The sequence below is a fragment of the Limnospira indica PCC 8005 genome (assembly GCF_000973065.1).
In the GTDB taxonomy this organism is placed as follows: domain Bacteria; phylum Cyanobacteriota; class Cyanobacteriia; order Cyanobacteriales; family Microcoleaceae; genus Limnospira; species Limnospira fusiformis.
In genome coordinates this window covers 1,613,779-1,638,599 of sequence record NZ_FO818640.1, presented here as the reverse complement: position 1 = coordinate 1,638,599, position 24,821 = coordinate 1,613,779, and the positions used below count along the sequence as shown (strand labels likewise).

At 44.5% G+C, this 24,821-nt stretch carries 24 protein-coding genes; 9 read left to right on the top strand and 15 right to left on the bottom strand.

Going from position 1 to position 24,821, the window contains the following annotated elements:
- The first annotated feature begins 1 nt into the window (after position 1).
- The 3 genes from XZ46_RS07210 (at position 2) to XZ46_RS07200 (ending at position 1,783) form a co-directional block, all read left to right on the top strand.
- Positions 2–577: a GNAT family N-acetyltransferase gene (locus XZ46_RS07210; RefSeq protein ID WP_008049338.1), complete on the top strand. Its 576-nt coding sequence runs from the start codon at positions 2–4 to the stop codon at positions 575–577.
- A gap of 6 nt (positions 578–583) precedes the next feature.
- Positions 584–1,024: a DUF4332 domain-containing protein gene (locus XZ46_RS07205; RefSeq protein ID WP_008049336.1), complete on the top strand. Its 441-nt coding sequence runs from the start codon at positions 584–586 to the stop codon at positions 1,022–1,024.
- 114 nt (positions 1,025–1,138) lie between these two features.
- Positions 1,139–1,783 (top strand): DUF938 domain-containing protein, encoded by a 645-nt coding sequence (locus XZ46_RS07200; protein WP_008049335.1) that lies wholly within the window; start codon positions 1,139–1,141, stop codon positions 1,781–1,783.
- A gap of 61 nt (positions 1,784–1,844) precedes the next feature.
- On the opposite strand, the gene XZ46_RS07195 is transcribed toward XZ46_RS07200, so the two are convergent.
- From XZ46_RS07195 to XZ46_RS07185, 3 genes are all read right to left on the bottom strand, one after another.
- Positions 1,845–3,581: a glycosyl hydrolase family 28-related protein gene (locus XZ46_RS07195; RefSeq protein ID WP_322786899.1), complete on the bottom strand. Its 1,737-nt coding sequence runs from the start codon at positions 3,579–3,581 to the stop codon at positions 1,845–1,847.
- 311 nt (positions 3,582–3,892) lie between these two features.
- Positions 3,893–4,087 carry an NAD(P)H dehydrogenase subunit NdhS gene (locus XZ46_RS07190; RefSeq protein WP_006620769.1) on the bottom strand — a complete coding sequence of 65 codons (195 nt, stop codon included), beginning with the start codon at positions 4,085–4,087 and terminating at the stop codon, positions 3,893–3,895.
- 122 nt (positions 4,088–4,209) lie between these two features.
- Positions 4,210–5,280: an Mrp/NBP35 family ATP-binding protein gene (locus tag XZ46_RS07185; protein ID WP_006620770.1), complete on the bottom strand. Its 1,071-nt coding sequence runs from the start codon at positions 5,278–5,280 to the stop codon at positions 4,210–4,212.
- A 251-nt stretch (positions 5,281–5,531) separates the two neighbouring features.
- Between XZ46_RS07185 and hemF the strand changes: the two genes are divergently transcribed.
- On the top strand, positions 5,532–6,575 hold the full coding sequence (gene hemF, locus XZ46_RS07180) for an oxygen-dependent coproporphyrinogen oxidase (protein ID WP_008049333.1): 1,044 nt from the start codon (positions 5,532–5,534) through the stop codon (positions 6,573–6,575).
- Positions 6,576–6,862: 287 nt separating this feature from the next.
- Here the strand turns inward: hemF and XZ46_RS35285 are convergent, their stop codons facing one another.
- A complete protein-coding gene (locus XZ46_RS35285) occupies positions 6,863–7,009 on the bottom strand; it encodes a hypothetical protein (protein ID WP_006620772.1) in 147 nt (48 codons plus the stop codon).
- A gap of 32 nt (positions 7,010–7,041) precedes the next feature.
- On the opposite strand from XZ46_RS35285, the gene XZ46_RS07170 reads away from it, so the two are divergent.
- The 3 genes from XZ46_RS07170 to psb29 all read left to right on the top strand — a co-directional run bounded on the left by XZ46_RS07170 (position 7,042) and on the right by psb29 (position 9,851).
- The gene (locus tag XZ46_RS07170) at positions 7,042–7,404 is read left to right on the top strand and encodes an STAS domain-containing protein (RefSeq protein WP_006618416.1); all 363 of its coding nucleotides are present in this window, start codon (positions 7,042–7,044) and stop codon (positions 7,402–7,404) included.
- A gap of 107 nt (positions 7,405–7,511) precedes the next feature.
- Positions 7,512–8,723 (top strand): IS200/IS605 family accessory protein TnpB-related protein, encoded by a 1,212-nt coding sequence (locus tag XZ46_RS35815; RefSeq protein WP_006668037.1) that lies wholly within the window; start codon positions 7,512–7,514, stop codon positions 8,721–8,723.
- Between the two features lie 396 nt (positions 8,724–9,119).
- A complete protein-coding gene (gene psb29, locus XZ46_RS07160; RefSeq protein WP_008049328.1) occupies positions 9,120–9,851 on the top strand; it encodes a photosystem II biogenesis protein Psp29 in 732 nt (243 codons plus the stop codon).
- Positions 9,852–9,918: 67 nt separating this feature from the next.
- On the opposite strand, the gene XZ46_RS07155 is transcribed toward psb29, so the two are convergent.
- On the bottom strand, positions 9,919–10,470 hold the full coding sequence (locus XZ46_RS07155; RefSeq protein WP_006620775.1) for a late competence development ComFB family protein: 552 nt from the start codon (positions 10,468–10,470) through the stop codon (positions 9,919–9,921).
- A 403-nt stretch (positions 10,471–10,873) separates the two neighbouring features.
- The gene (locus tag XZ46_RS07150; protein WP_008049327.1) at positions 10,874–11,788 is read right to left on the bottom strand and encodes a M23 family metallopeptidase; all 915 of its coding nucleotides are present in this window, start codon (positions 11,786–11,788) and stop codon (positions 10,874–10,876) included.
- Positions 11,789–11,885: 97 nt separating this feature from the next.
- Between XZ46_RS07150 and hypF the strand changes: the two genes are divergently transcribed.
- A complete protein-coding gene (gene hypF / locus XZ46_RS07145; protein WP_008049326.1) occupies positions 11,886–14,276 on the top strand; it encodes a carbamoyltransferase HypF in 2,391 nt (796 codons plus the stop codon).
- Positions 14,277–14,333: 57 nt separating this feature from the next.
- Here the strand turns inward: hypF and XZ46_RS31985 are convergent, their stop codons facing one another.
- The 9 genes from XZ46_RS31985 to XZ46_RS07115 all read right to left on the bottom strand — a co-directional run bounded on the left by XZ46_RS31985 (position 14,334) and on the right by XZ46_RS07115 (position 22,310).
- Positions 14,334–14,441 carry a hypothetical protein gene (locus XZ46_RS31985; RefSeq protein ID WP_008049319.1) on the bottom strand — a complete coding sequence of 36 codons (108 nt, stop codon included), beginning with the start codon at positions 14,439–14,441 and terminating at the stop codon, positions 14,334–14,336.
- A 95-nt stretch (positions 14,442–14,536) separates the two neighbouring features.
- The gene (locus tag XZ46_RS31980; RefSeq protein ID WP_008049317.1) at positions 14,537–14,644 is read right to left on the bottom strand and encodes a hypothetical protein; all 108 of its coding nucleotides are present in this window, start codon (positions 14,642–14,644) and stop codon (positions 14,537–14,539) included.
- 80 nt (positions 14,645–14,724) lie between these two features.
- Positions 14,725–14,832, bottom strand: a complete 108-nt coding sequence (locus XZ46_RS31975; protein ID WP_006620779.1) for a hypothetical protein — start codon at positions 14,830–14,832, stop codon at positions 14,725–14,727.
- A gap of 73 nt (positions 14,833–14,905) precedes the next feature.
- Complete coding sequence (locus XZ46_RS31970) at positions 14,906–15,013, bottom strand: hypothetical protein (protein ID WP_006620779.1); 108 nt, start codon at positions 15,011–15,013, stop codon at positions 14,906–14,908.
- A 109-nt stretch (positions 15,014–15,122) separates the two neighbouring features.
- On the bottom strand, positions 15,123–18,782 hold the full coding sequence (locus XZ46_RS07140) for a DNA polymerase III subunit alpha (protein ID WP_008049315.1): 3,660 nt from the start codon (positions 18,780–18,782) through the stop codon (positions 15,123–15,125).
- A 51-nt stretch (positions 18,783–18,833) separates the two neighbouring features.
- Entirely contained in the window at positions 18,834–19,148 is a 315-nt protein-coding gene (gene grxC, locus XZ46_RS07135; protein ID WP_006620781.1) for a glutaredoxin 3, read from the bottom strand.
- Positions 19,149–19,706: 558 nt separating this feature from the next.
- Complete coding sequence (locus XZ46_RS07125) at positions 19,707–20,474, bottom strand: PspA/IM30 family protein (protein ID WP_008049310.1); 768 nt, start codon at positions 20,472–20,474, stop codon at positions 19,707–19,709.
- Between the two features lie 443 nt (positions 20,475–20,917).
- Entirely contained in the window at positions 20,918–21,685 is a 768-nt protein-coding gene (locus tag XZ46_RS07120; protein ID WP_008049308.1) for a PspA/IM30 family protein, read from the bottom strand.
- Positions 21,686–21,824: 139 nt separating this feature from the next.
- Positions 21,825–22,310 (bottom strand): CRR6 family NdhI maturation factor, encoded by a 486-nt coding sequence (locus XZ46_RS07115; protein ID WP_006620786.1) that lies wholly within the window; start codon positions 22,308–22,310, stop codon positions 21,825–21,827.
- A 302-nt stretch (positions 22,311–22,612) separates the two neighbouring features.
- Between XZ46_RS07115 and XZ46_RS07110 the strand changes: the two genes are divergently transcribed.
- Positions 22,613–24,799 (top strand): hypothetical protein, encoded by a 2,187-nt coding sequence (locus tag XZ46_RS07110; RefSeq protein WP_008049306.1) that lies wholly within the window; start codon positions 22,613–22,615, stop codon positions 24,797–24,799.
- The last annotated feature ends 22 nt before the right edge of the window (positions 24,800–24,821 follow it).

Sequence of the window (24,821 nt, the reverse complement as noted above, 5' to 3'; positions counted from 1 at the left end):
GATGAGGATTATTAATCTCAGCCCTAATCATCAACATCATATCCACCAGGCGGCTACTTTATTAGTCGCAGAATTTCGGGAAAATTGGCCGAATGCTTGGCCGACTTATCAACGTGGTTTAGCCGAGGTTATGGAGTCTTTTGGCGACGGTAGAGTTAATCTGGTCGCCGTCGATGACCATGATAATATTCTAGGCTGGATTGGTGGGATTAGTCAATATCAAGGTCATGTTTGGGAATTACATCCTTTGGTAGTCAGAAGGGATTATCAAGGGTTGGGAATAGGGCGAAAATTGGTCGCTCATTTAGAGGATTATGTGCGGTTACAAGGAGGCTTAACTTTATGGTTGGGTACCGATGACGAAAATCATTTAACCTCCCTATCTGGTGTCGAATTATACCCCCACTGTTGGGAACATATTGCTAATATAAAAAATCATGGTCGCCATCCCTATGAGTTTTATCATAAATGCGGTTTTGTGATTATGGGAGTAGTCCCCGATGCTAATGGTATCGGGAAACCTGATATTTTGATGGCTAAATCTTTGAGACTGGACAACCATTCTGAATCCAAATAATTAATTATGAATCATCCCACAACTAAGCATCCAAAAATTACCTCCTGTTATTGGGAAATTTCTCAACTACCTGGGTTAGATGCAGATAATATTAAACTCCTGAATAAATGTGGTATTGAAAACACCCAGCAACTTCTCGCGCGCGGGAGTAATAATGCTCATAAAATCGCCTTATCCAACCAACTAGGTATCAACATCAGAAATATCAGTAAATGGGTAGCAATGTCCGACTTAGCCAGGGTTCCCAGTATTGGTTATCAATATTGTGGTGTCTTATTACATAGTGGCGTAAGTTCAGTCAATCAACTTTCTCATATGTCTATTCAACAACTACATAAACAGATTTTACGGCTATATGTAGGAACCATTAAATCTCGCCAAATATGTCCATCTGTTGATGTCATCCAAACCTGGATTAAACAATCTCAAAGATTGGGTAAAAATTAACATTCAAGCATCATCAAAAGATGTATAATCGGGGTAGCGGAGATAATCACTTATTTCTCAATATTCGGGTTTATCAAAGCCGCCCAAATCTCAAATATATGACCAGATTAAATCATGAATTTTTCCGAAGATTTGCGACAAAATGCACCAGCCACGGAAAGAAACCGTCAACCGATTTTAGAGGTATTAAAAAGGGTGTTACCCCCCACGGGAACCGTCTTAGAAGTAGCCAGCGGCACAGGACAACACGCGGTTTTTTTTGCTCCCCGTCTCTCACCTAGGCGGTGGCTACCTTCCGACCCGCAACCTTTGTTACAACAGAGTATTAAAGCATGGCAAACTCATTACCCTTCAGATAATCTCTACCCTCCCCTAGGGTTAGACGTAGAAGCTAACCCCTGGTCAGTCGAAGGGAATAATTTACCTTTGGAATTATCGGAATTTCCCATCACTGCTATTGTAGCAATTAACCTGATTCATATCTCGCCTTGGTCGGCTTGTGAAGGGTTAATGGCGGGAAGCGATCGCATTTTGAAAACAGGGGGAATTTTATATCTCTATGGACCCTATAAAATCGGTGGAAAACACACCGCACCTAGTAACGCTTCCTTTGATGAATATTTGCGAACTTCTAACCCCAAGTGGGGTGTCAGAAACCTTGATGATGTGGTAGAATTAGCCAAGGGTTATAACCTAGAATTGGTGGAAACCGTCCCCATGCCTGCCAATAATTTTTCCGTAGTTTTCAGGCGTTGTTAATCCTGAGTTACTGAGGTCAAGTCGTCTAATTTTACCGTAAACTGCCTACCCCAACTCGCCATTAAACCATAGCAAATAGTCGGAGTATAAACCGCCACCAACTGACTAGGAAATTTTCAGATTGACGGGAGGATGTTGGCTGCTGATAACCAGTGTAGTAGGGTGGTAGTTGGTCAGTCATGAGGGTGACACCATTACGGGTTTCTGCCACTCCAATAGGTATTGAACCGCCACTAAAAGTGAGAAACCCAACATTAGCATAACTCAGGGATGAATCAATGTTAATAAATCCGGGAATATCTGCAAATCTGCCATTTAAAATCAAGCCGCCTAATACTTCTGTTTTCCCGCCATTAATGGTTTTAACCAAAGTCCCCTCATCTTCGGTTTTATATCCAAGAATCCACAGAGACCCGCCATCATTGGTAATCCTAGGACTATGTGTAATTTCCGGGTTAATTTGACGCATCCACACATTTTGATTAGTAAACACCCAGGGACCGCCGCCAACGTCTTCAATATAGACATCTCCGCCGTTTCCTTGGGTACTACTATAGCTATTGACAAGAGAACTAGAAATAATCAAAGTGCGATCGCTTTCATGTACAATAGAAATAGAAGCTGCCTCTACTCTTTCGATAATCACCGTCGGGGATGTTCCTTGTCCAATTCTAATGACACCATCACCAACAATTCTAGCTTCCGTAGCAATTAACCGCTGTACATTACCCCTTAATTCCAAAGTGCCATTAACATCCCAAACCCCATTAGGAAGATAAACAGTTTTCCCTCCCGAATCAATAGCAGCTTGTATCGCTTGTGTGTCATCAATACCATCATTAGGATTCCCCCCATAAGCCAGGGGACTTACCCACTCTGATAAATCATGCCAAGGCAATTCTGGGGTTTCTTTAATCGGCAGATTTAGCATAGTTTGGGGACTGTCAAAAAGACTCTGAAACTCTCCCCTAGCTATCCACTCCTTCACATAACCATCAGGTTGAGAAGCATTACCACGACCTTTATCATTCTGCCAAATTGCCTGTTGATATCCCGAAGTTCTCAATTGGCGAACATACATTGCTTTTTGGTTATGAATCGCTGGCAATTCCGAAGCAGAACCGAATCCAGTTAACTCAGAATCAATCAGCGTAAAAACACTACCACCATCAGGCATATTCCAAATTGCTGTCACTTGATTGGTACTCTGTAAGCCTCGGACAAAAACATTTTGATTAAAATTTTTCCAGCCGTACTGATTTTGGTTTTCTAGGGTAATATGTTCCAGGGTTTGACTGGCTGTAGGGTTCCAGGTTTGGATGCCGATATCAAATCCAACTACATGAATATCTTTAGCTAGTAGGGGCCCATTTTCATCGATGGAAAGGTTTAAGCCGATTCTCCCTTGACCATCTCTTGAGATGATTTTAACGTTGCGAATTGAACCCTGATTATTGGCAATAAAATCTATCCCATTAACGTTAGGATTACCGCGACCAATATCAACGGTCAGGTCTCGAATACTGTTCCGAAATCTTTGCGCTGGTGGGGAACCTGTCCAAATTACTGATGTATCTAAACCGGAGTTATCATCAAGTTTAATAATGGTTCCGTCACGGCTTTGACCTTGTAGAATGTTCCGTTTTTCGGTTCCCGCATATCTAATTTGACCGCTAACGTTATACACTCCATCAGGAAAGTAGAAAATATGATTTCCGGTTGGGTGGTCGTTTAATGCCTGTTGAATTGCCTCCGTGTCGTCCTTTCCATCGTTAGGAATAGCGCCATAGGTGGTCACGTCCACTACACCCGCATCTGTTGGAAAAACTATGGTCGCATAGACTAGAGGAATTAACATGATTTTGGTTTGGGGGAAAAGGGAAATCTTGGTATCAATTATAGATGGGTTGGGGGGTTGACAGGCGGCGGAAAATCATGGTAAGATATTGACATACTCTTATAGCATAATGGTAATCTGTTAACAAATTTTGAAATTGCGAATATCCCCATTATCTAATATAGTAGCACGGGGGTCAGGAAAAAGCCACCCCACCCCACTGAGGCGGGGCCGTTACAAAACTTAACATAATTCTAGCGAGAGGATGTAAACTACTTACCTTTGCGTCCAGTGGTAGTGTCGATCGCCTCTAGTTCAGAGAGTTTAAAAGTGACTAATTTATCCCAATTTCCGCCTTCAAATAAAACGGCAGCTTTGCCGTCAGCGAGTCTTTGGACTTGTCCTTGAAACTCATAGTAGGTATCATCAGCATTAATAACGCGAACGGCGGAACCTGGTAGAATCATGTGTTTATTATCCTCAAAAAGAATGGTGTAATTTCTCAGATACTGAGTGAGGTATGAGCAAGCCAGGCAGCCAGAGGAATTGATGAAGGTCAATTATCCCTGGTGCCGGGAAGGGAAGAGAGTTAAGCCAGAGCCATAACCGAGACCCTAGCGGCGATTTTTTTTGCGATCGCAGTCAACTCCTGAGCGGAGGCGGAGTCGGGGTGAGAGACCACAATAGGAACCCCAGAATCCCCACCTTGTCGGACAGGCATTTCCAGGGGAATAGCGCCCAATAGTGGTACTCCCAAATCATCAGCAGTTTTCTGACCGCCGCCCGTGCCAAAGATATCATATTTGCGATCGGGGAGATCTGGGGGGACGAAATAGCTCATATTTTCGACAATGCCCAAAATAGACACACCCAACTGTTCAAACATTTTTAAGCCTTTGCGGGAGTCCAACAGAGAGACTTCTTGGGGAGTAGTAACAATGACCGCCCCAGACATAGGAACAGCTTGTGCGAGGGTTAACTGAGCGTCTCCGGTTCCGGGTGGCATATCGACAATGAGATAATCCAACTCACCCCAATACACCTGATAGAGAAACTGTCGGATAATGCCATTTAACATAGGACCGCGCCAAATGACAGGTTGATCGCGGTCAATCAGAAAAGCCATGGACACCAACTTAACGCCATAGTTAAAAGCGGGTTCCAAGCGATCGCCTTCGGGAGTTTGCTGAACCATGACCTGAGTATCAGCCAGACCCAACATAGTGGGGTCATTGGGGCCATAGATATCAGCATCAATCAAACCGACCTTAGCGCCGGTAGAGGCGAGAGCGACGGCCACATTAACCGCAACGGTACTTTTACCAACCCCACCCTTACCGCTAGAAATAGCGAAGATATTTTTCACCCCGCTAATTCCCTGACGGTCTGGGAGAGATTTTTGTTGTGGAGTTTCCGCCGTGACATCTACTTCGACGGTTTCGACTCCGGGAAGCTGTTTAACAGCCTTCTGACAATCTTCGACGATAAACTCGCGCAGAGGACAAGCGGGGGTGGTCAAAACCAGGGTAAAACGGACATCTCCGCCAGTGATTTTCACATTACGGATCATATTCAATTCCACCAAACTCTTTTGTAGTTCGGGGTCTTGAACGGGTCTTAAAACTTCCAGTACGGAACTGGCATCTAACTTATCTGGCATGATATATGGCTGTTGCTATCTGGTAATACTGCTAATAGCTTAACTGGGAAAGGGTGTTGTTACTGCTGGTAGTGGCAAATGGTAGTCCCACCGGGCAGATTTCCATAGTTAACTGTTAAGTTATATGGACTTATGGGTTAAACAACTTGACTGAGGAATCCATAAGCGGGGAAGATGAAATAATTTCGCTTTCTGTGAGTTGGTGGCTCATCAAGTGCGAAAATATTAACATACAAGAGCTTAATTAGATTATGACAGTTTCGACGGCTTCTGATACGGCTACAGTTCAATCACCCCCTCCGGCGGACTCGCGGGAGCGCGTGAGTCAGTGGATGAAACAAATTCAGGATGAAATCTGCGCCGGATTAGAGAAACTAGATGGGGCGAAAACCTTTGTAGAGGATGCTTGGGAGCGCCCGGAAGGGGGTGGCGGTCGGACTAGGGTGATCCGAGAAGGTAATGTGTTTGAACAAGGGGGAGTTAACTTTTCGGAGGTTTGGGGCCAGAATTTGCCACCGTCGATTTTAAGCCAGCGTCCAGAGGCGGCGGGTAATGGATTTTATGCGACGGGAACTTCGATGGTGTTACATCCCCGTAACCCCTATGTGCCAACTGTTCACCTGAATTATCGCTATTTCGAGGCGGGCCCGGTGTGGTGGTTTGGTGGGGGTGCTGATTTAACTCCCTACTACCCGTTTGCGGAAGATGCAGCTCACTTCCATAAGACGTTAAAGGAGGCTTGCGATCGCCATCATAGCGAATATTACCCGGTGTTTAAACGCTGGTGTGATGAATATTTTCATCTGACACACCGCAATGAAGCCAGGGGAATTGGTGGCATTTTCTTTGATTACCAAGGCGGTGAGGGTTTGCTGTATCGTGGGCAGGAGACTGAAAGCGAGGCGGCGACTTATAGCGATCGCATGGGCGCACCGGAATCACGGGACTGGGAGGGCTTGTTTAGTTTTATCCAAGATTGTGGTAAATCTTTCTTACCCTCATACGGTCCGATTGTAGAGCGCCGTAATTCTATAGAATATGGCGATCGTGAACGGAACTTCCAGCTTTATCGTCGAGGAAGATATGTAGAATTTAATTTAGTCTACGACCGAGGCACAATTTTCGGGTTGCAAACCAAGGGTCGCACTGAGTCGATTCTCATGTCTTTACCTCCTTTGGTAAGATGGGAATATGGTTATCAACCATTAGCGGGTACGCCGGAAGCTGAACTCTATGAGACGTTCTTGAAACCTCAAGATTGGTCTAACTGGACGGATCCTCAGTCACAGGTCTAGGTTCAACCGTAAGTCTCATGGGACTTGCTAGGGGGGACTGACTGCCAGATGGAGGGAAAAGGACAGAAATTGATCTTGATTCAGTCCCCGGACAACAGCGAATCTGATAACTGCAATGGTATTCTTGGTCAAGGGTCAATGCTGTTGCTAGACCCAAGTTTGGCTGGTATTGGCCTGATGCTGACTAGAACGCGCTTGGTGAACAAAGAGCTGTGGTTGGGAAGGTTTGCGCCTCTGTTGGGGTTATACTTTCTGAGGGATGGGGTCTTTGATAGCTCCAAGAACTTTCATTTTCTTTCGGCTTGAGGCTGCCTAGAAAAACCATTATGGTGACTGGGTGAATACTCAGCAGCCAGCAGGTTACTGTATAAATCACCAAGGAAAATCCCCGTCACAGTTTTGGCGGGGACTGTCACAGTCAAAGAAGCAACCATCGCAAAATCAAGAATTTCAGAGGGGACGGTCAGTGATTCATATCGATCAAAAGGAACATACGACCCAGGATGGCACTAAGGTCATAGTATTAGCACCAACAGGACGCTTAGATATCACCACCGCCTGGCAGTTTCGTCTCAAACTGCAAGAATGTATATCTAAGCTGAGTCGTCATGTGGTCGTGAATTTGGGTCAGGTGAACTTTATCGACAGTTCCGGGTTGACCTCCCTAGTGGCTGGTATGCGAGATGCTGATAAAGTTAAGGGTAGTTTCCGCATCTGTAATGTTCACCCAGAAGCCAAACTGGTATTTGAAGTGACGATGATGGATTCTGTGTTTGAGATTTTTGAGACGGAAAAGGAAGCCTTAGAGGGCGGTGTCAGAGCTAGTTAAGGCGGTGAGTTTGAACAAAAATAGCCACGCATTCCCCCACCTCGCCCAACGGCAGGTGGGGGTCAAGGAGCCGCCGATCTGACAAACCTTGGGATAGCAAGCGCGTGATGGCACAAACCACATCAATCATCCGTACAGACCGATGGAATCTTAACCCGACAGCAGCAGCGCGAGTGCTTCTGAGCCAAACGGTTGAGGTCTCCCTAGGTGTCTGTCGGCATTTGATGGGAATTCTCTTAACCCATTGGCCGTCTATCGGAGGGTTATCGAGTCAAAAACGGGTTCTAGCCGTTGAGAAACTGATTCACCAAACCGCCAAGAACCCCAACCCCAAATACTGGCAATTTGACCAGACCTTTTACAAGTTCCCCAGCTACTACCGAAGGGCTGCCATCGTCTTCGCCGCTGGCCAAGTCAGTAGCTACATGACCCGATATCGGGAATGGCAATCGGGAACTCGTCAACGTCGGGATGCTAAACCTCCCGTACTCAATCCCAACAGTGGCTGTTATCCGACCCTGTATAAGGGTCAGTGCTATAAACTCCATGGCTATGACCGCATCGACATCAAGGTATTTAACGGAACTGATTGGGTCTGGACTACCATTGAGATAACCAGCCTACGAGAACGGCATACCGTAGATAGTAACAAGCTGCTGTCACCGTCCCTTATCTTCAATGAGCAGAAAAAAGCCTGTCATCTCTCAGTTCCATTTGAGTGTCATCCACCTCAACGGGAGGGAGAGGGTCGAGTTGTAAGTGTTGACCTGGGTATCAACACCACCGCTACCGTGGCAGTCGTGAATTTTGACGGCACTGTAACCTATCGGGAGTTTATTCATCCAGCCAGAGACATAGACGAAGTCGCCGCAGCCGCTCGAACCTGCGTCCAGCGGAACGGCGACCGTCGGGATAAGCGGCTGAAATCGGTATCTAAACGAGCTAGTAAGACGATGGGGCTAGGTGGAAGTCTCCAGAAAGGCTTCTGCTCTCATACCTACCGCAAATGTCGTAATATCAACCGTCAAATTGCGCAGATTGTCTCCAAGCGTATCGTGCAGATTGCCCAACAATTCAATGCCGATGCCATTGTCTTTGAGAACCTGAAAGGATGGAAGGCTAAGGGAGGGCGCAAACGCTCCTTACTGCGCCAACGCTTTCATGGATGGCTCAAAGGGATGATTCGAGATTTGACCGAGATGAAGTGGCAAGAAATAGGCGGTAAGGTCATTGATGTCGTAGCCGCCTATACCTCAAAACTGGCTTATGACGGCAGTGGAGTCGAAAGGGCGAGACTCCAACAACTATGCTCTGGCTAAATTTTCCTCGGGCAAGCGATACAATGCCGACCTCAATGGGGCGCTCAATATTGCTGCACGAGGTATTCTTCAGCTCACTCGCCGAAAGGACAGTGAGGAACCCTCGATCCAAAGTTCGAGGGCGATCGCCTAGAAGCTGGGCTTGTTTGTGTGACCTGTGGACTAGCACGGTTCCAGGTTAGCACCGACACCCCCACCTGCCTTGGGCAGGTGGGGTGAGCTTCATGTTAGGCAAGAATGGCCGGGGGTTCATCTACGAAGTCCCGGTTGTTGGTGCTAATCATCGCTGATTGCTCTAACTACTATTGACAGTCTTGGCAAATTTACCGTCTCAGGGGACAATTAGTTTAAGTCCCTCCCGGTCACATAGACGCGGGGCTTTTAGAAATTTTAACCGTGAACAATATCCGCACTGTTTCAGATACCAAGCGAGCTTTTTACAACATCCATACTCGGCCGATTAACTCTATCTATCGTCGCGTGGTTGAGGAGTTAATGGTGGAAATGCACCTGTTGTCCGTCAATGTCGATTTTAAATATGACCCCATTTATGCCCTGGGTGTGGTCACGGCCTTCGATCGCTTTATGCAAGGATACATCCCCGAAGCCGATAAATTGTCGATTTGGGCGGCTTTGATTATGGCCCAAGAAAGCGACCCTAATCAATATCGGGCTGATGCTACGGCTTTAGAGGCACAAGCGGCGACCCTTTCTGTGAAAGATTTGACCGAAAGGGCTAAGATAGCTCAGGAAAGTTCCGGGGATGACCCTTTGCAGTCCTGTTTTCATGCGATCGCCAATAACCCTAAATTCAAATACTCTCGGCTATTTGCCATTGGTTTATATACTCTCCTAGAAAAAAGCGATGTCACAGCGGCTCAGGACTCGGAAGGGTTAAAAAACATCATTATTGATTTTAGTGAGGCTTTAAGGCTACCTAAAGACAAGCTGGAGAAGGATTTAGACCTGTACCGCACCAACCTAGAAAAGGTCGCTCAGGCGCGGTTAATGGTAGAGGAGATGACCCAAGCTGAACGCAAGAAGCGGGAACAAAGGGCCGCCCAAAGCCAAACTGCCACCTCTGGTAGCAAGAACCCTAGCAAAGATGATCAGGTGTCTGATTCCTAAGCCAGTGGTTATCGGTGGCGATCGCAATAGGTGCATTAGTTAGCACCAACTGAGCGATCGCCTTAAATTAGTTTGGGGTATTAGTTTCGTGATCCGGTTCGTAGTCTTCCGCGTAGGCTTTCAGTAAACCGCTCATTTGTCCCAATAGAGAACTATCGGATATCTGGCCTAACACTTTTTGATTTTGGGCGGCGCGGTCTAAGTTTCGTGCAATAGCCTCTTTCACTTGGCTAGAAATGAGGGCTTGTAGTTCCTCCTTAGCGCGAGACCTCTGATATTGCGCCCCCTCCTCTGTAGTAGCATACAGTGGGGGTAAGCGGTTGAGAGCATAGGCGGCAATATCCCCCACATCCAAAGACTGCTCGCTTACTTCATCAATTTGGGCCACTTGAGCGATCGCCTCACTGAGAACTAACTCTTCCATCACATTAATAAACTGCTTGCGGGGTAAAACAACCACTTCCCCCGTCAACAAAGCACCCATGAGGCGATCGAGAGCCATATACTCCTCGATGGATAATTCTGAAGCTGTATTACATATCCGCCCTACCTCTGCTTCCATAGATGGTGTCAAATAACCATCCTGTAAAGCCTGATCAACAATTTTTTCAATACTCATCGAAACTCCTGGGTCTAAAACCCCGTCCTTCTAGGACGGCTTTACAAATTAATTAACTATACGCCACGAATTGTAGGATAGAAACCGACAATCTTTACGCAGTAGCTTGATAGCCCCGTCTATTTAGGGGCTTAACATCCCGTGAGGGCAGACTTGCATAATGCAGAAATGTTCGGTAGCAAAGTGGTTTCATCGGCGAGGGGCAAAATGGACATCGAAAAAAAGTAAAGCCTTCGAGCCACCTATAGGGGCGCTTTGACTAGGCCTGTGAGAACTTTTGGTTCATTCCCGAATCTCCGTTGCGTGATTCGCCCAGAGAATAAAATTAGTTCTACACCAATCAACCACTGATTAACTCAAACTCCACAAAACTAAATTTTCTAATCACCATCAAGAGAATCATTTATTCTATACCGTCAAACCGCCAAGGGACTGGATCTACACATTGGCCGTGAACATAAAGACCCCAATGAAGGTGTGGTCCCGTAGAGGCCCCCGTTGATCCGATCGCCCCAATGGTCTGGCCTGCTGTCACCATTTGTCCTTCCTGTACATCAATTCGACTCAAGTGAAGGAAAATACTGGTAACTCCCTGACCGTGATCAATACCAATAGTGTCACCGTGGATTTCAAATCCTTGGGACTCACGCCCCACCAAAGCCACCCGACCCGCTGCTGGTGCTATCACCGGAGAACCGGTCGGAGCGGCATAATCAACCCCTCGATGATAATAGTTTTCGGCGAACTTCCCGTTATAGTATCTTCGGACCCCATAAATTGTTGTCACCTCACCGGAACTTGGACGCAAAAACGGCCCATTCCAATGTCTTTTGGGAGTAACAATTCGTTTAAATTCATCAACCCGGTCAAACTCATGGTCTGTACCTCGCAGCCCAGCGCTATCTGGTGGAAGCCAAATTGACTGGGTGGGAAAACGGCGATCGCGCAATTGCACGCTCACATTACTCTGTTGGCTACCATTGCTAATCTGAATTGATTTCGCACCCGGTTGGTCTAGGGGAGTCGTCGGAATTAAAGCGCGATAGCGATCGCCACCCAGCGCAAACAGAGGATAGTTTTTCCCTCCCATTGTCACTGTTGGTTGTGACTCCTGGCTATTGACCCCACTTATCACCACCGAAATAGTATCTCCCAACTGAGGGGAGGTAGGGCTAACTTGAACTTGAAAGGCTACCGCTGGCTTAGTTACAATCAGCAACACAGCAGCAAGTGCTAAAAACAAGCTGCTGGTCAGTCGTTTGATTTGACGGCTTTTTCCGTGAACACCAGTCATCGCGTACTCTGGTAATTGTATCATTAATCTCTGTTTCTTCTGTTAACTCATCAATTCGGACTTATTTTAACCAATCAGATAAATTTTCGAGAGTTTGAGTTTAGTGTTTCTCCGATCTCCTATGTTGTCTACTTCTGATCAAAATCTGTCTCGCCTCAGTTTAACTATTCGCGGTGCTGTTCAAGGTGTCGGGTTTCGGCCCTTTGTCTATCGACTCGCTACCCAACTGAACCTCAAAGGTTGGGTAAATAATTCCGTGGGGGGGGTTTTTATTGAAGTCGAAGGCTGTTCAGAGAGTCTTGAGCGCTTCCAACAGCGCCTGCAAATAGAAAAACCACCAATATCGCATATTCACAGTTTAGAAGCCGTTTGGCTGCCTCTGGCTGGCTATTCTCACTTTGAGATTAGAGCTTCTCAGTCAACTATTCAGGGCGCTAAATCAGCGATCGTTTTGCCAGATCTTGCCACTTGTCCCCAATGCTTACAAGATATTTTTGACCCCCATAACCGCCGTTTCCGCTATCCCTTTACCAATTGTACTAATTGCGGGCCGCGCTACAGCATTATTAAAACTCTCCCCTATGACCGGGAGAATACTACTATGGCCGCCTTCCCAATGTGTCCTAATTGCGATCGCGAATATCACCACCCTGGCGATCGCCGTTTTCATGCTCAACCTAATGCTTGTCCCGTCTGTGGTCCCATTTTAGAATTATGGAATCATCAGGGACAGGTTTTGGCTAACCGCCATCATGCCTTATTACAAGCCGCCGCCGCCATGGGTCGCGGTCAAATTGTCGCCATGAAGGGTTTGGGAGGCTTCCAGTTACTTGTAGATGCTACTAATGCCGCCGCCGTTGAACAATTGCGAGTCCGTAAGCATCGACCCCATAAACCTTTTGCTGTAATGTATCGCAGTATACAGCAAATAGCCCAGGTTTGTGATATATCCGCCGCCGAGGAACAATGGTTGCGATCGCCTCAAGCCCCCATTGTGCTATTATCAAGGCTGCCCGGTGCATCCGCTTTGGCGGATAATGTCGCTCCCGGTAATCCTAATTTGGGGGTTATGTTACCTTATACCCCCCTCCATCATTTGTTGATGGCTGAGTTAGATTTTCCCATTGTTGCCACCAGCGGTAATTTTTCCAACGAGCCTATCTGTACTGACCAGACGGAAGCCCTCCACCGTTTGGGGAAAATTGCCGATATCTTTCTGGTTCACAACCGCCCTATCGCCCGACCAGTAGATGATTCCGTCGTGCGGAGTGTTTTGGGTGAACAGATGGTTATTCGCCGCGCTAGAGGTTATGCACCCCTACCTGTGACAATTTTAGACAAAGATAGCCACCATACAACACATGATTCTATTCTATCACAGAGCATTTCTAATTGTCAATACCCATATATTTTGGCAGTAGGTGGACACTTAAAAAATACCATTGCTATTGCCGTAGAAAAACAAGTTTTTATCAGTCAATATATTGGCAATTTGCAGAGTCCACAAGCGTTTCAGGCATTTAAAGAAGCAATTAACAGCCTCAGTAATATCTATGATTTTAAGCCTGATGTGATTGCTTGTGACGCACACCCAGACTATATTTCCACTGAGTTTGCGTATCAATTAGCTGCTGATATTTGGCAACAAGAAAAACGGCAAGTTCCCGTCATTCCAGTACAACATCATTATGCTCATGTTTTGGCGGTTATGGCAGAACATCAATTATCATTTCCCGTCTTAGGAGTAGCTTGGGACGGGACTGGTTATGGATTAGATGAAACCATCTGGGGGGGAGAGTTTCTACTAATTAATAAAATCGGCTTTCAGCGAGTCGGACATTGGCGAAATTTCCCACTTCCTGGAGGTGATAAAGCCGTCTTAGAACCCCGACGATTAGGCTTAGGATTATTATATGAATTGTGGGGGGAACAGTTATGGGATTATTTGAATAAGCAGAAAATTAGCTTAGGGAATTTCCCCCAGTTAAAGTTAATTTTGCAAATGCTGAACCGGAAAGTTAATACACCTAGAACATCTAGTGTCGGGAGGTTATTTGATGCGATCGCTTTTTTGGTCGGTCATCGCGACAATATCAGTTTTGAAGGACAAGCCGCCATGGACTTAGAATTTGCGATCGGCGATGTAATTACTGATGAGCATTACCCAATTAATTTGCACCAAAGTTCAGGTAAAATCATTTTAGATTGGGAACCCATGGTCAAGCAGGTACTTAAAGATTTTAACAATCATGTTCCTGTCAGCCTGATCTCTGCTAAATTTCACAATACCTTAATAGAGGGAATCATTATGGTATCTCAAAAGTTTCCAGAGGTTCCCCTTGTCTTGACTGGAGGATGTTTTCAAAACCGATATTTATTAGAAAAGACTATCCAGCGACTAACTTCAGAAGGCATTATTCACTATTGGTCTAAACAGGTTCCCACCAATGATGGCGGGTTAGCATTAGGACAGGTCATGGCTATTATCATCAACAATCTAATTAATAATTAATAATTAATAATTAATAATTAATAATTAATAATTAATAATTAATAATTGCCGGGTGGGTTATTCATTATCAATTGATAGTACATCAACGGTAAAACCAGAAGTTTTTAACTGTTGTACGATCGCCTCTTGATTTTCTACCCAGAATTGAGCGCCAAAGCGTACCAATCGTTTAGGCGAAACTTGACCATCAACAATCTAATTAATAATTAATAATTAATAATTAATAATTAATAATTAATAATTAATAATTGCCGGGTGGGTTATTCATTATCAATTGATAGTATATCAACGGTAAAACCAGAAGTTTTTAACTGTTGTACGATCGCCTCTTGATTTTCTACCCAGAATTGAGCGCCAAAGCGTACCAATCGTTTAGGCGAAACTTGACCATCAACAATCTAATTAATAATTAATAATTAATAATTAATAATTAATAATTGCCGGTGGGTTATTCATTATCAATTGATAGTATATCAACGGTAAAACCAGAAGTTTTTAACTGTTGTACGATCGCCTCTTGATTTTCTACCCAGAATTGAGAGCCAAAGCGTACCAATGGTTTAGGCGAAACTTGACCATCAACAATCTAATTAATAATTAATAATTAATAATTAATAATTGCCGGTGGGTTATTCATTATCAATTGATAGTATATCAACGGTAAAACCAGAAGTTTTTAACTGTTGTACGATCGCCTCTTGATTTTCTACCCAGAATTGAGAGCCAAAGCGTACCAATGGTTTAGGCGAAACTTGACCATCAACAATCTAATTAATAATTAATAATTAATAATTAATAATTAATAATTAATAATTAATAATTAATAATTAATAATTGCCGGGTGGGTTATTCATTATCAATTGATAGTATATCAACGGTAAAACCAGAAGTTTTTAACTGTTGTACGATCGCCTCTTGATTTTCTACCCAGAATTGAGAGCCAAAGCGTACCAATGGTTTAGGCGAAACTTGACCATCAACAATGGCTTGAATAGGAACCCTTCCCAAGCCTTGATTACTTCGATATTCTTCCAAAATGCCTTTGAGAATTTGTAACCTTTCCAATTGGCAAATTTCTTCAGGAGTTAAACAGAGTTGAATCACTGAAGAAGCAGCCAAATTAGGCGGAAGTTGCGAGGGGGAACCTGGCTGATTATTCGGTTTAATTAACTCATCAGCAGACTTGATAGCGTCCACAATAATTTGAGTCTGATCATCCCGTTTTTCCACCTTACCCTCAACCACAACAACCGCATTTTCTTTTAACTCCTGTTGTACCGCCTCATAACTACTAGGAAACACCACAGCATCAATTTGTCCCGTCAAATCTTCTAGTAGTAGAAACGCCATGCGATCGCCTTTTTTAGTCAAATGGGGCTTAATATTAATTAAAATCACCGCCACCTTAACAGCAGCTTTTGACTTTTGTTCTGGCAGTTTATCCAAAGTCACATTATCCGGGAGTATCCCTGAGTCTAACAAAGACTTGAGAGGGTGATCCGAAACATAAAAGCCTAGTAATTCCTTCTCAAATTGCAACTTATCTTTAGGCGCATAATCATCACCTTTCGGAAAAGCAGGTTCTCCCGAAGGTGAATTACTCTCAGTAGTTGCATAATTGACCAAATCAAACAAATTCGTTTGACCAATTTCTCGATTTTTCGCCCTATCTTGCGCCCAAGGAATAACTATATTCAAATATTCAATTGATTGCTTGCGGTTAGCATGGAGACTATCAAAAGCACCCGATTTAATTAAAGATTCCAAAGCGCGACTATTAACCATTTGTAGATTAATGCGATCGCACAAATCCGCCAAACTGCGAAAAGGTCCCCCTTCCTCTCGTACAGATAGCAAATGTTCAATCGCGCCATCTCCCACATTTTTAATCGCCGACAACCCAAATACAATCCTATTTTCTATAGGCGTAAAATCCACATTAGAGCGATTAATATCAGGTGGAACTACATCAATACCCAAATGCTTACAGGATTCAATATAAGCCCTAACCTTGTCAGTATTGCCACTATTCTCCGTCAGCAAAGCCGCCATATACTCTGTCGGATAATTAGCCTTTAAGTAAGCCGTCTGATAAGTAATGTAACCGTAGGCGGTAGAATGGGATTTGTTAAAACAATATTCAGCGAACTTAACCATTTGGTCGAACAGATGTTCTGCGATATTTTGGGGGACTCCATTGCGCGTCGCACCATCAATAAAAGTTTCCCGATGCTTCTGCATTTCCGATGCTTTCTTTTTCCCCATAGCACGTCGCAGCAAGTCCGCCTGACCCAAAGAATACCCCGCCAAATCTTGAGCCATTTTCATAATTTGTTCTTGATAGACCAAAATTCCATAGGTCTCATTCAAAATAGGTTCCAAAAGTTTATGTTCATAGCGAATTGGTTCTCGTTTATGCTTACGATTAATAAACTGAGGAATTAAACCAGCATCTAAAGGTCCGGGTCTATACAATGCCAAAATAGAAGAAATATCCTCAATACTGGAAGGCTTTAAGTCCTTCACAATCTGACGCATTCCCGAAGATTCTAGTTGAAATAAACCTTCCAAATCTCCTCGTTCCAAAATCTTATAGGTTTTCGCCACATCCTCCGGCATTTTTTTCACCGAACCTTTAGCCAGAATATCCATGGCTTTACGTTCCTCAGCGGCTAAATTATAGGGGTCAATATCTATGTGATGATTTTGGGAAATATAGTTTAAAGTTCTTTGAATAATCGTCAAGTTTTTTAAGCCCAAAAAGTCCATTTTCAACAGACCCAGGGCTTCTATATCTTCCATAAAATATTGAGTAATGACCGACCCATCATTATTCCGTTGAAGAGGGACAATTTCATCTAAAGGCTGTTTAGAAATCACCACCCCCGCTGCGTGAACTCCAAAGGTTTTGTTAGTCCCTTCAATACGAATTGCCATGTCAACCCACTGGCGCACAGCAATAGTTCCCACTTCCTCACCAGCATCATTTTTAATGGGTACAAAGTCATTATCGTATGCTTGTTTAAATTCCGGGGATGGACTTTGGTCAGAAATCATCACCTTTAATTTAGTCGGTTTACCACGAGATACCGGAATCATTTTTGCCATTTGATCCGATTTGCTATAGGGTATTCCTAACACCCTAGCAACATCTTTGAGTACCGCCTTAGAAGTCATGCGGTTAAAGGTGATAATTTGAGCAACTTTCTCTTCCCCATATTTGGAGGTAACATATTTAATCATTTCATCACGGCGGTCTATGCAGAAATCTGTATCAATATCCGGCATAGATTTTCGTTCTGGGTTCAGAAAACGCTCAAATAGTAACCCGTGATGAACCGGATCAATATTAGTAATTTGTAAGGCGTAAGCGACCAAGGAACCCGCCGCCGAACCCCTACCAGGACCGACAGGGATATGATTATCTCTAGCGTGTTTTATGTAATCCCAAACTACTAAAAAATAGGTAGCAAAACCCATTTTTTGCATCATTTTTAATTCATATTCGAGCCTTTCTCGATAGACGGGCTTAATTTCCGATCGCCCTTGAGCATTTAATCGTTTTTTCAAGCCTTCCCAGGCGATTTCTTCTAAATAAGTATCAGCGGTATGATTCGGAGGTATCGGATAATCAGGAATACGAGGTTCCCCTAAAATTCCGGTATAGGGTTCCACTTTTTCCGCCACTTCTAAGGTATTAGCGATCGCTTCTTTAATCACCTCATCTGGGAGATGATCTCGAAACAGTTGCATCATCTCTTCCGCCGATTTTAGGTACTCTGTGCCACTATAACGTAATCGGTTATCCTCAGTAATTAACTTTTGTGTATTAATACATAATAAGGCATCATGTGCTTCCACATCATTACAGGAAATAAAGTGTGAATCATTAGTCGCTACAATTTTGACTTCAAATTCCCTCGCCAGTTGCACCAAAGCCACATTAACAATGCGGTCTTCTGGGGAACCATGATCTTGAATTTCTAAATAGTAATCATCCCCAAACACCCTTTTATACCACTCAACAGTTTGGCGTGCGATATCCATGCGCCTCTGAAGAATAGCTTGGGGAACCTCACCACCCAAACAAGCACTGGTAACAATTAAGCCTTCGTGATACTCTTCTAATAGTTCCTTATTAATACAAGGACGAGCAAAAATTCCCTTTCCTTGAAAACCTTTTAAGTGAGAAATAGTAGTTAATTTCACCAAGTTTTTATAGCCTTGGGTATTTTTAGCCAAGACGACTTGATGATATTTTTTAATTCCTCGCTGTTGAACTGTCACATCAGCATTGAGGACATACATTTCATTGCCAATAATAGGTTTAATACCCTTACTGCGGCAGATTTTAATAAGTTCGATCGCCCCATACATCACCCCATGATCCGTAAGAGCGATCGCTGGCATTCCTAATTCCACAGCGCGACTGACCAACTGTGGGAGTTGAGAAGCACCATCAAGGAGGCTGTAGTCACTGTGAATATGCAGTCCTACAAAAGACATAATTTAACTTCTCCAACCATTAATTTTAGATGTACAATCCCAGCCCAAATGTTAAGATAGTGGCGGAATTAATAACGGTTCTAATTTCCCTTCACTGTCTAACTGATAGAGGTCGTCGCAGCCGCCGATATGCTGATTATTGATAAAAATTTGGGGAACCGTGCGCCGACCGTTAGCCCGTTGTGCCATGGCTTCTCTAGCATTATTATCGCCATCTATTTGATAATCAGTATATTCAACCCCTTTCCACCACAGCAGCAGTTTGGCGCGGATACAGTAAGGACAGGTTTGCCAACTGTACACCTCAACCTTAGCCTTGAATTTACCGGGATTTCTGCCGATAATATTATTCAGAAAATCTAGCATTTTATCAACTCCTATTATTTAGCAAAAACTCAGATTAATTATAATTAATATAGTTCATGTTTTTAACTTCGGCACGCAGTCGCGAAATTAATTTTTGCTCCTTATATATTGATGTATAATAGTGCAGCATAAAAACCATATTGATTCCAAAAAACAAAGAAGTTAAAATGGTTCTAATAGCCGCCGCTAAACTCAACTCGGAAACCACCGTAAATAGAGCAAATACAATAGAACATAGACCAAAACCAGCCGCAAATGCACTGATGGTTAAAAATCGAACTTTGAGCATCATAAGTTCAAAGAATGAGAAGTTAATTTATGCTTACCAATGGTTATAACCCCAAACAACATAAGTAGGTGCTTGATCTGGATTTACACAGATTATTGCTGATTTAGTCCCCAAAGTCAAAGAATTATCCACACTCAGACCTGGGGAAGATTTAGGGAGCAGGGAACAGTTGCCCAAAGCAGGGCGCTACACCCCACGCCCCAAAAAACCCCTACACCCTACTACTTCCCGGTTTCCCGACCCCAGACTCAAGCCTCCGAGACAGCAACTTATTTGTTAAGTTCTCTACGCAACTCCTCAAGTTCGCTGTCAATCTCCGAATTAGAAGTCGAACTATCAGTAGGCGCAGAAGGTGATAATTGAGGCTGATTAGCAGGAGCGCCAGCCAGTTGAGCCTTCATAGCCGCCAACTCATCATCAACATCACTTCCCGCTTCCAGGGCGCGGAATTGTTCTTCCAAGCCACCACCAGTCAACTCAGCCGCCGCAGTAGACCGAGCTTCCATTTCCAGGACTTTTTCCTCCATGCGTTCAAAAACGGAGGTAGCACTACTGGTATTAATACCACCAAGGACATTATTGAGCTGTTCATTAGCCTTAGCCGCCTGAGCTCTAGCCTTGAGCATATTTTTCTTAGTCTTGGCTTCGGAAATTTTACTCTCTAAGCTAACCAAGTTCCGCTTGAGAGTCTCTACCTGTTCAGTTTGCTGCCTGAGACTCATTTCCAGGGTATTAGCGGTTTCGACATAGCCCTTTTTGCGCTGGAGGGCCTCCCGCGCCAAGTTTTCATCGCCCTTTTGTAGAGCTAGTTGCGCGCGAGACTGCCATTGGTTAGCTTGGGACTGGGCTTGATTATACTGTTGTTGAGAACGTTTTTGCTGGGCGATGGTCTGAGCGACGGCTTGGCGCAACTGGATCAGATCCTCTTGCATTTCAATAACAGCTTGTTCAAGTATCTTTTCCGGGTCTTCTGCCTTATTCACCAAGTCATTCAAGTTGGCCCTTACAACTCGGCCGATACGGTCAAATAATCCCATGACGCTGTTTTTCCTTAAATGGTGTATAATTGACTTAGAATAATCAGTCTGGTTAAAGTCAGCTAGTTTAAGGGTATAGGCTAAGACCTTCCCTGACTAGAACCGATAGCTATAGTTTAACTTGTTAATCGAAAGTGTTTTAGGATCGCTGTTCAATCACATCAAATAAACCCTCATCGAGATCGTAGAATGAGAAGTTAATTTATGCTTACCAATGGTTATAACCCCAAACAACATAAGTAGGTGCTTGATTCGGATTCAACAAGATTATTGCTGATTTAGTCCCCAAAGTCAAAGAATTAGCCACACTCAAACCTGGGGAAGATTTAGGGAGCAGGGAACAGTTGCCCAAAGCAGGGCGCTACACCCCACGCCCCAAAAAACCCTACACCCTACTACTTCCCGGTTTTCCGACCCCAGACTGAAGCCTCCGAGACAGCAACTTATTTATTAAGTTCTCTACGCAACTCCTCAAGTTCGTTGTCAATCTCCGGATTAGAAGCCGAACTATCAGTAGGCTCAGAAGGTGATAATTGAGGCTGATTAGCAGGAGCGCCAGCCAGTTGAGCCTTCATAGCCGCCAACTCATCATCAATATCACTTCCCGCTTCCAGGGCGCAGAATTTTTCTTCCAAGCCACTACTAGTCAACTCAGCCGTCGCTTGAGACTTGGCTTCCTGAATCATGACTTTTTCCTCCATGCGTTCAAAAGCCGAGGTAGCACTACTGGTATTAATACCACCAAGGAGATTATTGAGCTGTTCATTAGCCTTAGCCGCCTGAGCTCTAGCCTTGAGCATATTTTTCTTAGTCTTGGCTTCGGAAATTTTACTCTCTAAGCTAACCAAGTTCCGCTTGAGAGTCTCTACCTGTTCAGTTTGCTGCCTGAGACTCATTTCCAGGGTATTAGCGGTTTCGACATAGCCCTTTTTGCGCTGGAGGGCCTCCCGCGCCAAGTTTTCATCGCCCTTTTGTAGAGCTAGTTGCGCGCGAGACTGCCATTGGTTAGCTTGGGACTGGGCTTGATTATACTGTTGTTGAGAACGTTTTTGCTGGGCGATGGTCTGAGCGACGGCTTGGCGCAACTGGATCAGGTCTTCTTGCATTTCAATAACAGCTTGTTCAAGTATCTTTTCCGGGTCTTCTGCCTTATTCACCAAGTCATTCAAGTTGGCCCTTACAACTCGGCCGATACGGTCAAATAATCCCATGGCGCTGTTTTTCCTTAAATGGTGTATAATTGACTGAGAATAATCAGTCTGGTTAAAGTCAGCTAGTTTAAGGGTATAGGCTAAGACCTTCCCTGACTAGAACCGATAGCTATAGTTTAACTTGTTAATCGAAAGTGTTTTAGGATCGCTGTTCGATCACATCAAATAAACCCTCATCGAGATCGTAACCTAACATTTGAGCCATAGACTGAAGCCGGGAGCGACTTGGTAATCCCATCTCCTGAAGCCAACGGGTAATCACAAAAATTTTCTGCATCAGGAAAATCTCCAGAGCTTCTGGATTGTATTGTATGCCTTCGCGACCGTGAAACTGGTGGGGAACTAGCATAGCGACATAACGAGCCAACTCTCCCGATCGCCAGTCTAAAGCATAAGGTAGCCAGGGATATTGGCTATCAAGACAAATAAACCACAGTCGAACCTCTGGCACCTCAGACAACTCGCGGGGGTCTTGGTCATCTAGGGGATAGTCAATCTCAAAGCTGATTTCTGGTTCGGCACTTCTGAGCTGTGATTCCTGAATCAGTTGCTCAACAACCTTGTCAACAGGTGAGATATCCAGATGATTGATGCAGTGGGAGTCTAGTGTGATTCTAATGGTCATTAAGTTTAACTTGGGCCAAGCTACAATTAGCGGGTTACTTTAATTTTATCATTGCTTGACAAAGGAATCGGTATAGCTGCGGTTAGCCAAAATTGCCTGAGTATTAAGGCTAACATACAGTGCCATTAGCTGGGAAGTTTCCAGGGAAACTTAACAATGATGCTCAAAGGGAATTGATCTGTTAACATCAAGTTGCCCTAGAATGGTGTTTTTAAGTAACCTTGGGCAGAACCAGGGGACAACTAAAGGAACCCACCCACCATGGTTAGGCTGAACCATTAGCACCAAAGGAAGATGAAGTTATGGCAACTCCCCAATTTGAACACTCTAGCCAACCTGCATTAGAAGCAAGTGCATCCAGTGATGTGGTTGTCTCTAGTGATGCGGGAATGATTGCAGAAACAAGTCAACCTATAGTTTACCCGAAAAAGCGAGGCAAAAGGCCGGGTGTCCCCAAGGGTTTTTGGGGATGGCAACTGCTTTGGTTATTTTTCCTATTAGGTTTCGGAACGACGGCAACGGGTGCATTATTATGGCTACTGACTACGCCACCCCCTCCTAATTGTGAAGAAATCTCAGCAATTTCGGCAGCAGGCGATCGCCTACATTGTGCAGACCAAAGTACAAAATCCGGTAAACTAGAGGATATTCAAGCAGCATTTGCCCTAGTTAACGGTTGGCCAGAAGACCACCCCCTGAAAAACCAGGGAAGACACATGATGCGAGAATGGTCTCAGAGGCTGATATTCTTCGCCAATCAAAGACTAGAAGCGGGAGACTTGCAAGGAGCCTTAGATTTGGTGGCGGTGGTCCCGATTGATAGCCCCGCCTATGAGGAAGTACAGCGAGCCATGGTGGGTTGGCAGAATTATTGGGATGAGGGTTTAAATTTAGCCAGACAAGCGGAAAACGCGATGAAATCCCAGGACTGGAATCAGGCTTTCCGCTATATTCAAGCTGTGGGTAAGCTCAATAATGTACACTGGAACACTAAGCGATTTAATGAACTACTCGATCGCCTTAGCTTAGAAAGGCAAGGAGAACAGCGCCTCAAAGAAGCTGCCAACATAGCCAAGCGTTCTACTCCCGAGAGTTTAGTTGAAGCGATAGAACTGGCTAACAAGGTTGATGAGCAACTGTTTATAGTTTCGTTAGCCAAAAAAGAAATTACCTCCTGGAGTCAGAAACTCTTAGAGTTGGCGGTATCCGCGACTGAGAAACAAGATTTTGATCAGGGGATTAAAATCGCCCGAATGGTTCCCTCGTATTCTCCGGTTCACAGGGAAGCGAAGGATATTATCTTACTAACTGAGCTGCAACAGGTGATTTCTAACCAATCCCTAGGACAGCCTCTGCTACAAATGGCCACGTTAATTGAGGGTCAAGCGGCGCTAGAAAGAATACCAAGCGATCGCCTTCTGTATCAAGAAACTAAGGCCATGGTGGATGATGCCTCGGCAAAAATTCAGGATTTAGTAGGCATACAATTAGCCAGTACCATAGCTAAAGTCAACCATCCCTGGGCTTTACAATTGGCGATAGATCAAGCCCAGATGATTGCCCCAGAGCGTCCCCGTCGCCTTCAGGCTCAAACCTTAGTAGCACATTGGCGCAATGAAGTACAACGGATACAGGATAGACCCTATATCCTCATAGCGAGAGAAGCAGCCAGAACGGAAACCGTCGATGGTTTTAGGACAGCGGTAGCCTATGCTGAAAATGTGGCACTTGGGCGACCTTTACGCATTGAAGCCCAAACTCTAATTGCCGAGTGGACAAAACGGATTCAGATTATTGAAGATCAACCCATTTTTAGCGAAGCATTAGCCCTGGCTCAAGATAATAAATTGAGTGAGGCGGTGAAAAAGGCTTCAGAAATTGACCAAGGTCGCGCCCTATATAACGACGCTCAGGAGAAAATTGCTGCATGGGTGACAACCATTCAAACGGCGGAAGATCAGCCAATTTTGGATAGCGCCTACTCATTAGCAAGTCGGGGTAGCCTGACAGCAGCTATTAACGAAGCCTCTAAGATTGGTTCTGGTCGCGCTTTATATTTTGAGGCTCGAAATGCGATCGCTCGATGGTCAGCAGAACGCAACGCTATTTGGGCAAGTCAACGAGCAGCAGAGGAATCTTACCGCGCTCCGGCTCGTCAGTCTTACGATAACTCTAGGTCCTACGAGTCAAGTTATTCTGATAACTGGAGTTCAAACGAGCCAAGTTATTCAGATAACTGGAGTTCAAACGAGCCAAGTTACTCTAATAATTGGGATTCTTACTCGTCAGGTTACTCTGATAATTGGGGTTCAAACGAGTCAAGTTATTCTAATAATTGGGATTCTTACTCGTCAGGTTATTCTGATTATGTAGCACCCGCCCCCGCCCCCGCCTATGAACCCGCCCCAGCGCCCGCCTATGAACCAGCCCCAGCGCCGGCTATTTCTGGAGATTACAGCGCTCCCGATTCTAATTTTTTCTTGGAGTAACACAAATCACATTTTGAGAAGA

Coding starts and splice junctions, on each gene's coding strand:
- XZ46_RS07210 (WP_008049338.1), top strand. CDS start 2: ATGAGGATTATTAATCTCAGCCCTAATCATCAACATCATATCCACCAG.
- XZ46_RS07205 (WP_008049336.1), top strand. CDS start 584: ATGAATCATCCCACAACTAAGCATCCAAAAATTACCTCCTGTTATTGG.
- XZ46_RS07200 (WP_008049335.1), top strand. CDS start 1,139: ATGAATTTTTCCGAAGATTTGCGACAAAATGCACCAGCCACGGAAAGA.
- XZ46_RS07190 (WP_006620769.1), bottom strand. CDS start 4,087: ATGATTCTACCAGGTTCCGCCGTTCGCGTTATTAATGCTGATGATACC.
- XZ46_RS07185 (WP_006620770.1), bottom strand. CDS start 5,280: ATGCCAGATAAGTTAGATGCCAGTTCCGTACTGGAAGTTTTAAGACCC.
- hemF (WP_008049333.1), top strand. CDS start 5,532: ATGACAGTTTCGACGGCTTCTGATACGGCTACAGTTCAATCACCCCCT.
- XZ46_RS35285 (WP_006620772.1), bottom strand. CDS start 7,009: ATGGTTGCTTCTTTGACTGTGACAGTCCCCGCCAAAACTGTGACGGGG.
- XZ46_RS35815 (WP_006668037.1), top strand. CDS start 7,512: ATGGCACAAACCACATCAATCATCCGTACAGACCGATGGAATCTTAAC.
- XZ46_RS07155 (WP_006620775.1), bottom strand. CDS start 10,470: ATGAGTATTGAAAAAATTGTTGATCAGGCTTTACAGGATGGTTATTTG.
- XZ46_RS07150 (WP_008049327.1), bottom strand. CDS start 11,788: ATGATACAATTACCAGAGTACGCGATGACTGGTGTTCACGGAAAAAGC.
- hypF (WP_008049326.1), top strand. CDS start 11,886: ATGTTGTCTACTTCTGATCAAAATCTGTCTCGCCTCAGTTTAACTATT.
- XZ46_RS07140 (WP_008049315.1), bottom strand. CDS start 18,782: ATGTCTTTTGTAGGACTGCATATTCACAGTGACTACAGCCTCCTTGAT.
- grxC (WP_006620781.1), bottom strand. CDS start 19,148: ATGCTAGATTTTCTGAATAATATTATCGGCAGAAATCCCGGTAAATTC.
- XZ46_RS07125 (WP_008049310.1), bottom strand. CDS start 20,474: ATGGGATTATTTGACCGTATCGGCCGAGTTGTAAGGGCCAACTTGAAT.
- XZ46_RS07120 (WP_008049308.1), bottom strand. CDS start 21,685: ATGGGATTATTTGACCGTATCGGCCGAGTTGTAAGGGCCAACTTGAAT.
- XZ46_RS07115 (WP_006620786.1), bottom strand. CDS start 22,310: ATGACCATTAGAATCACACTAGACTCCCACTGCATCAATCATCTGGAT.
- XZ46_RS07110 (WP_008049306.1), top strand. CDS start 22,613: ATGGCAACTCCCCAATTTGAACACTCTAGCCAACCTGCATTAGAAGCA.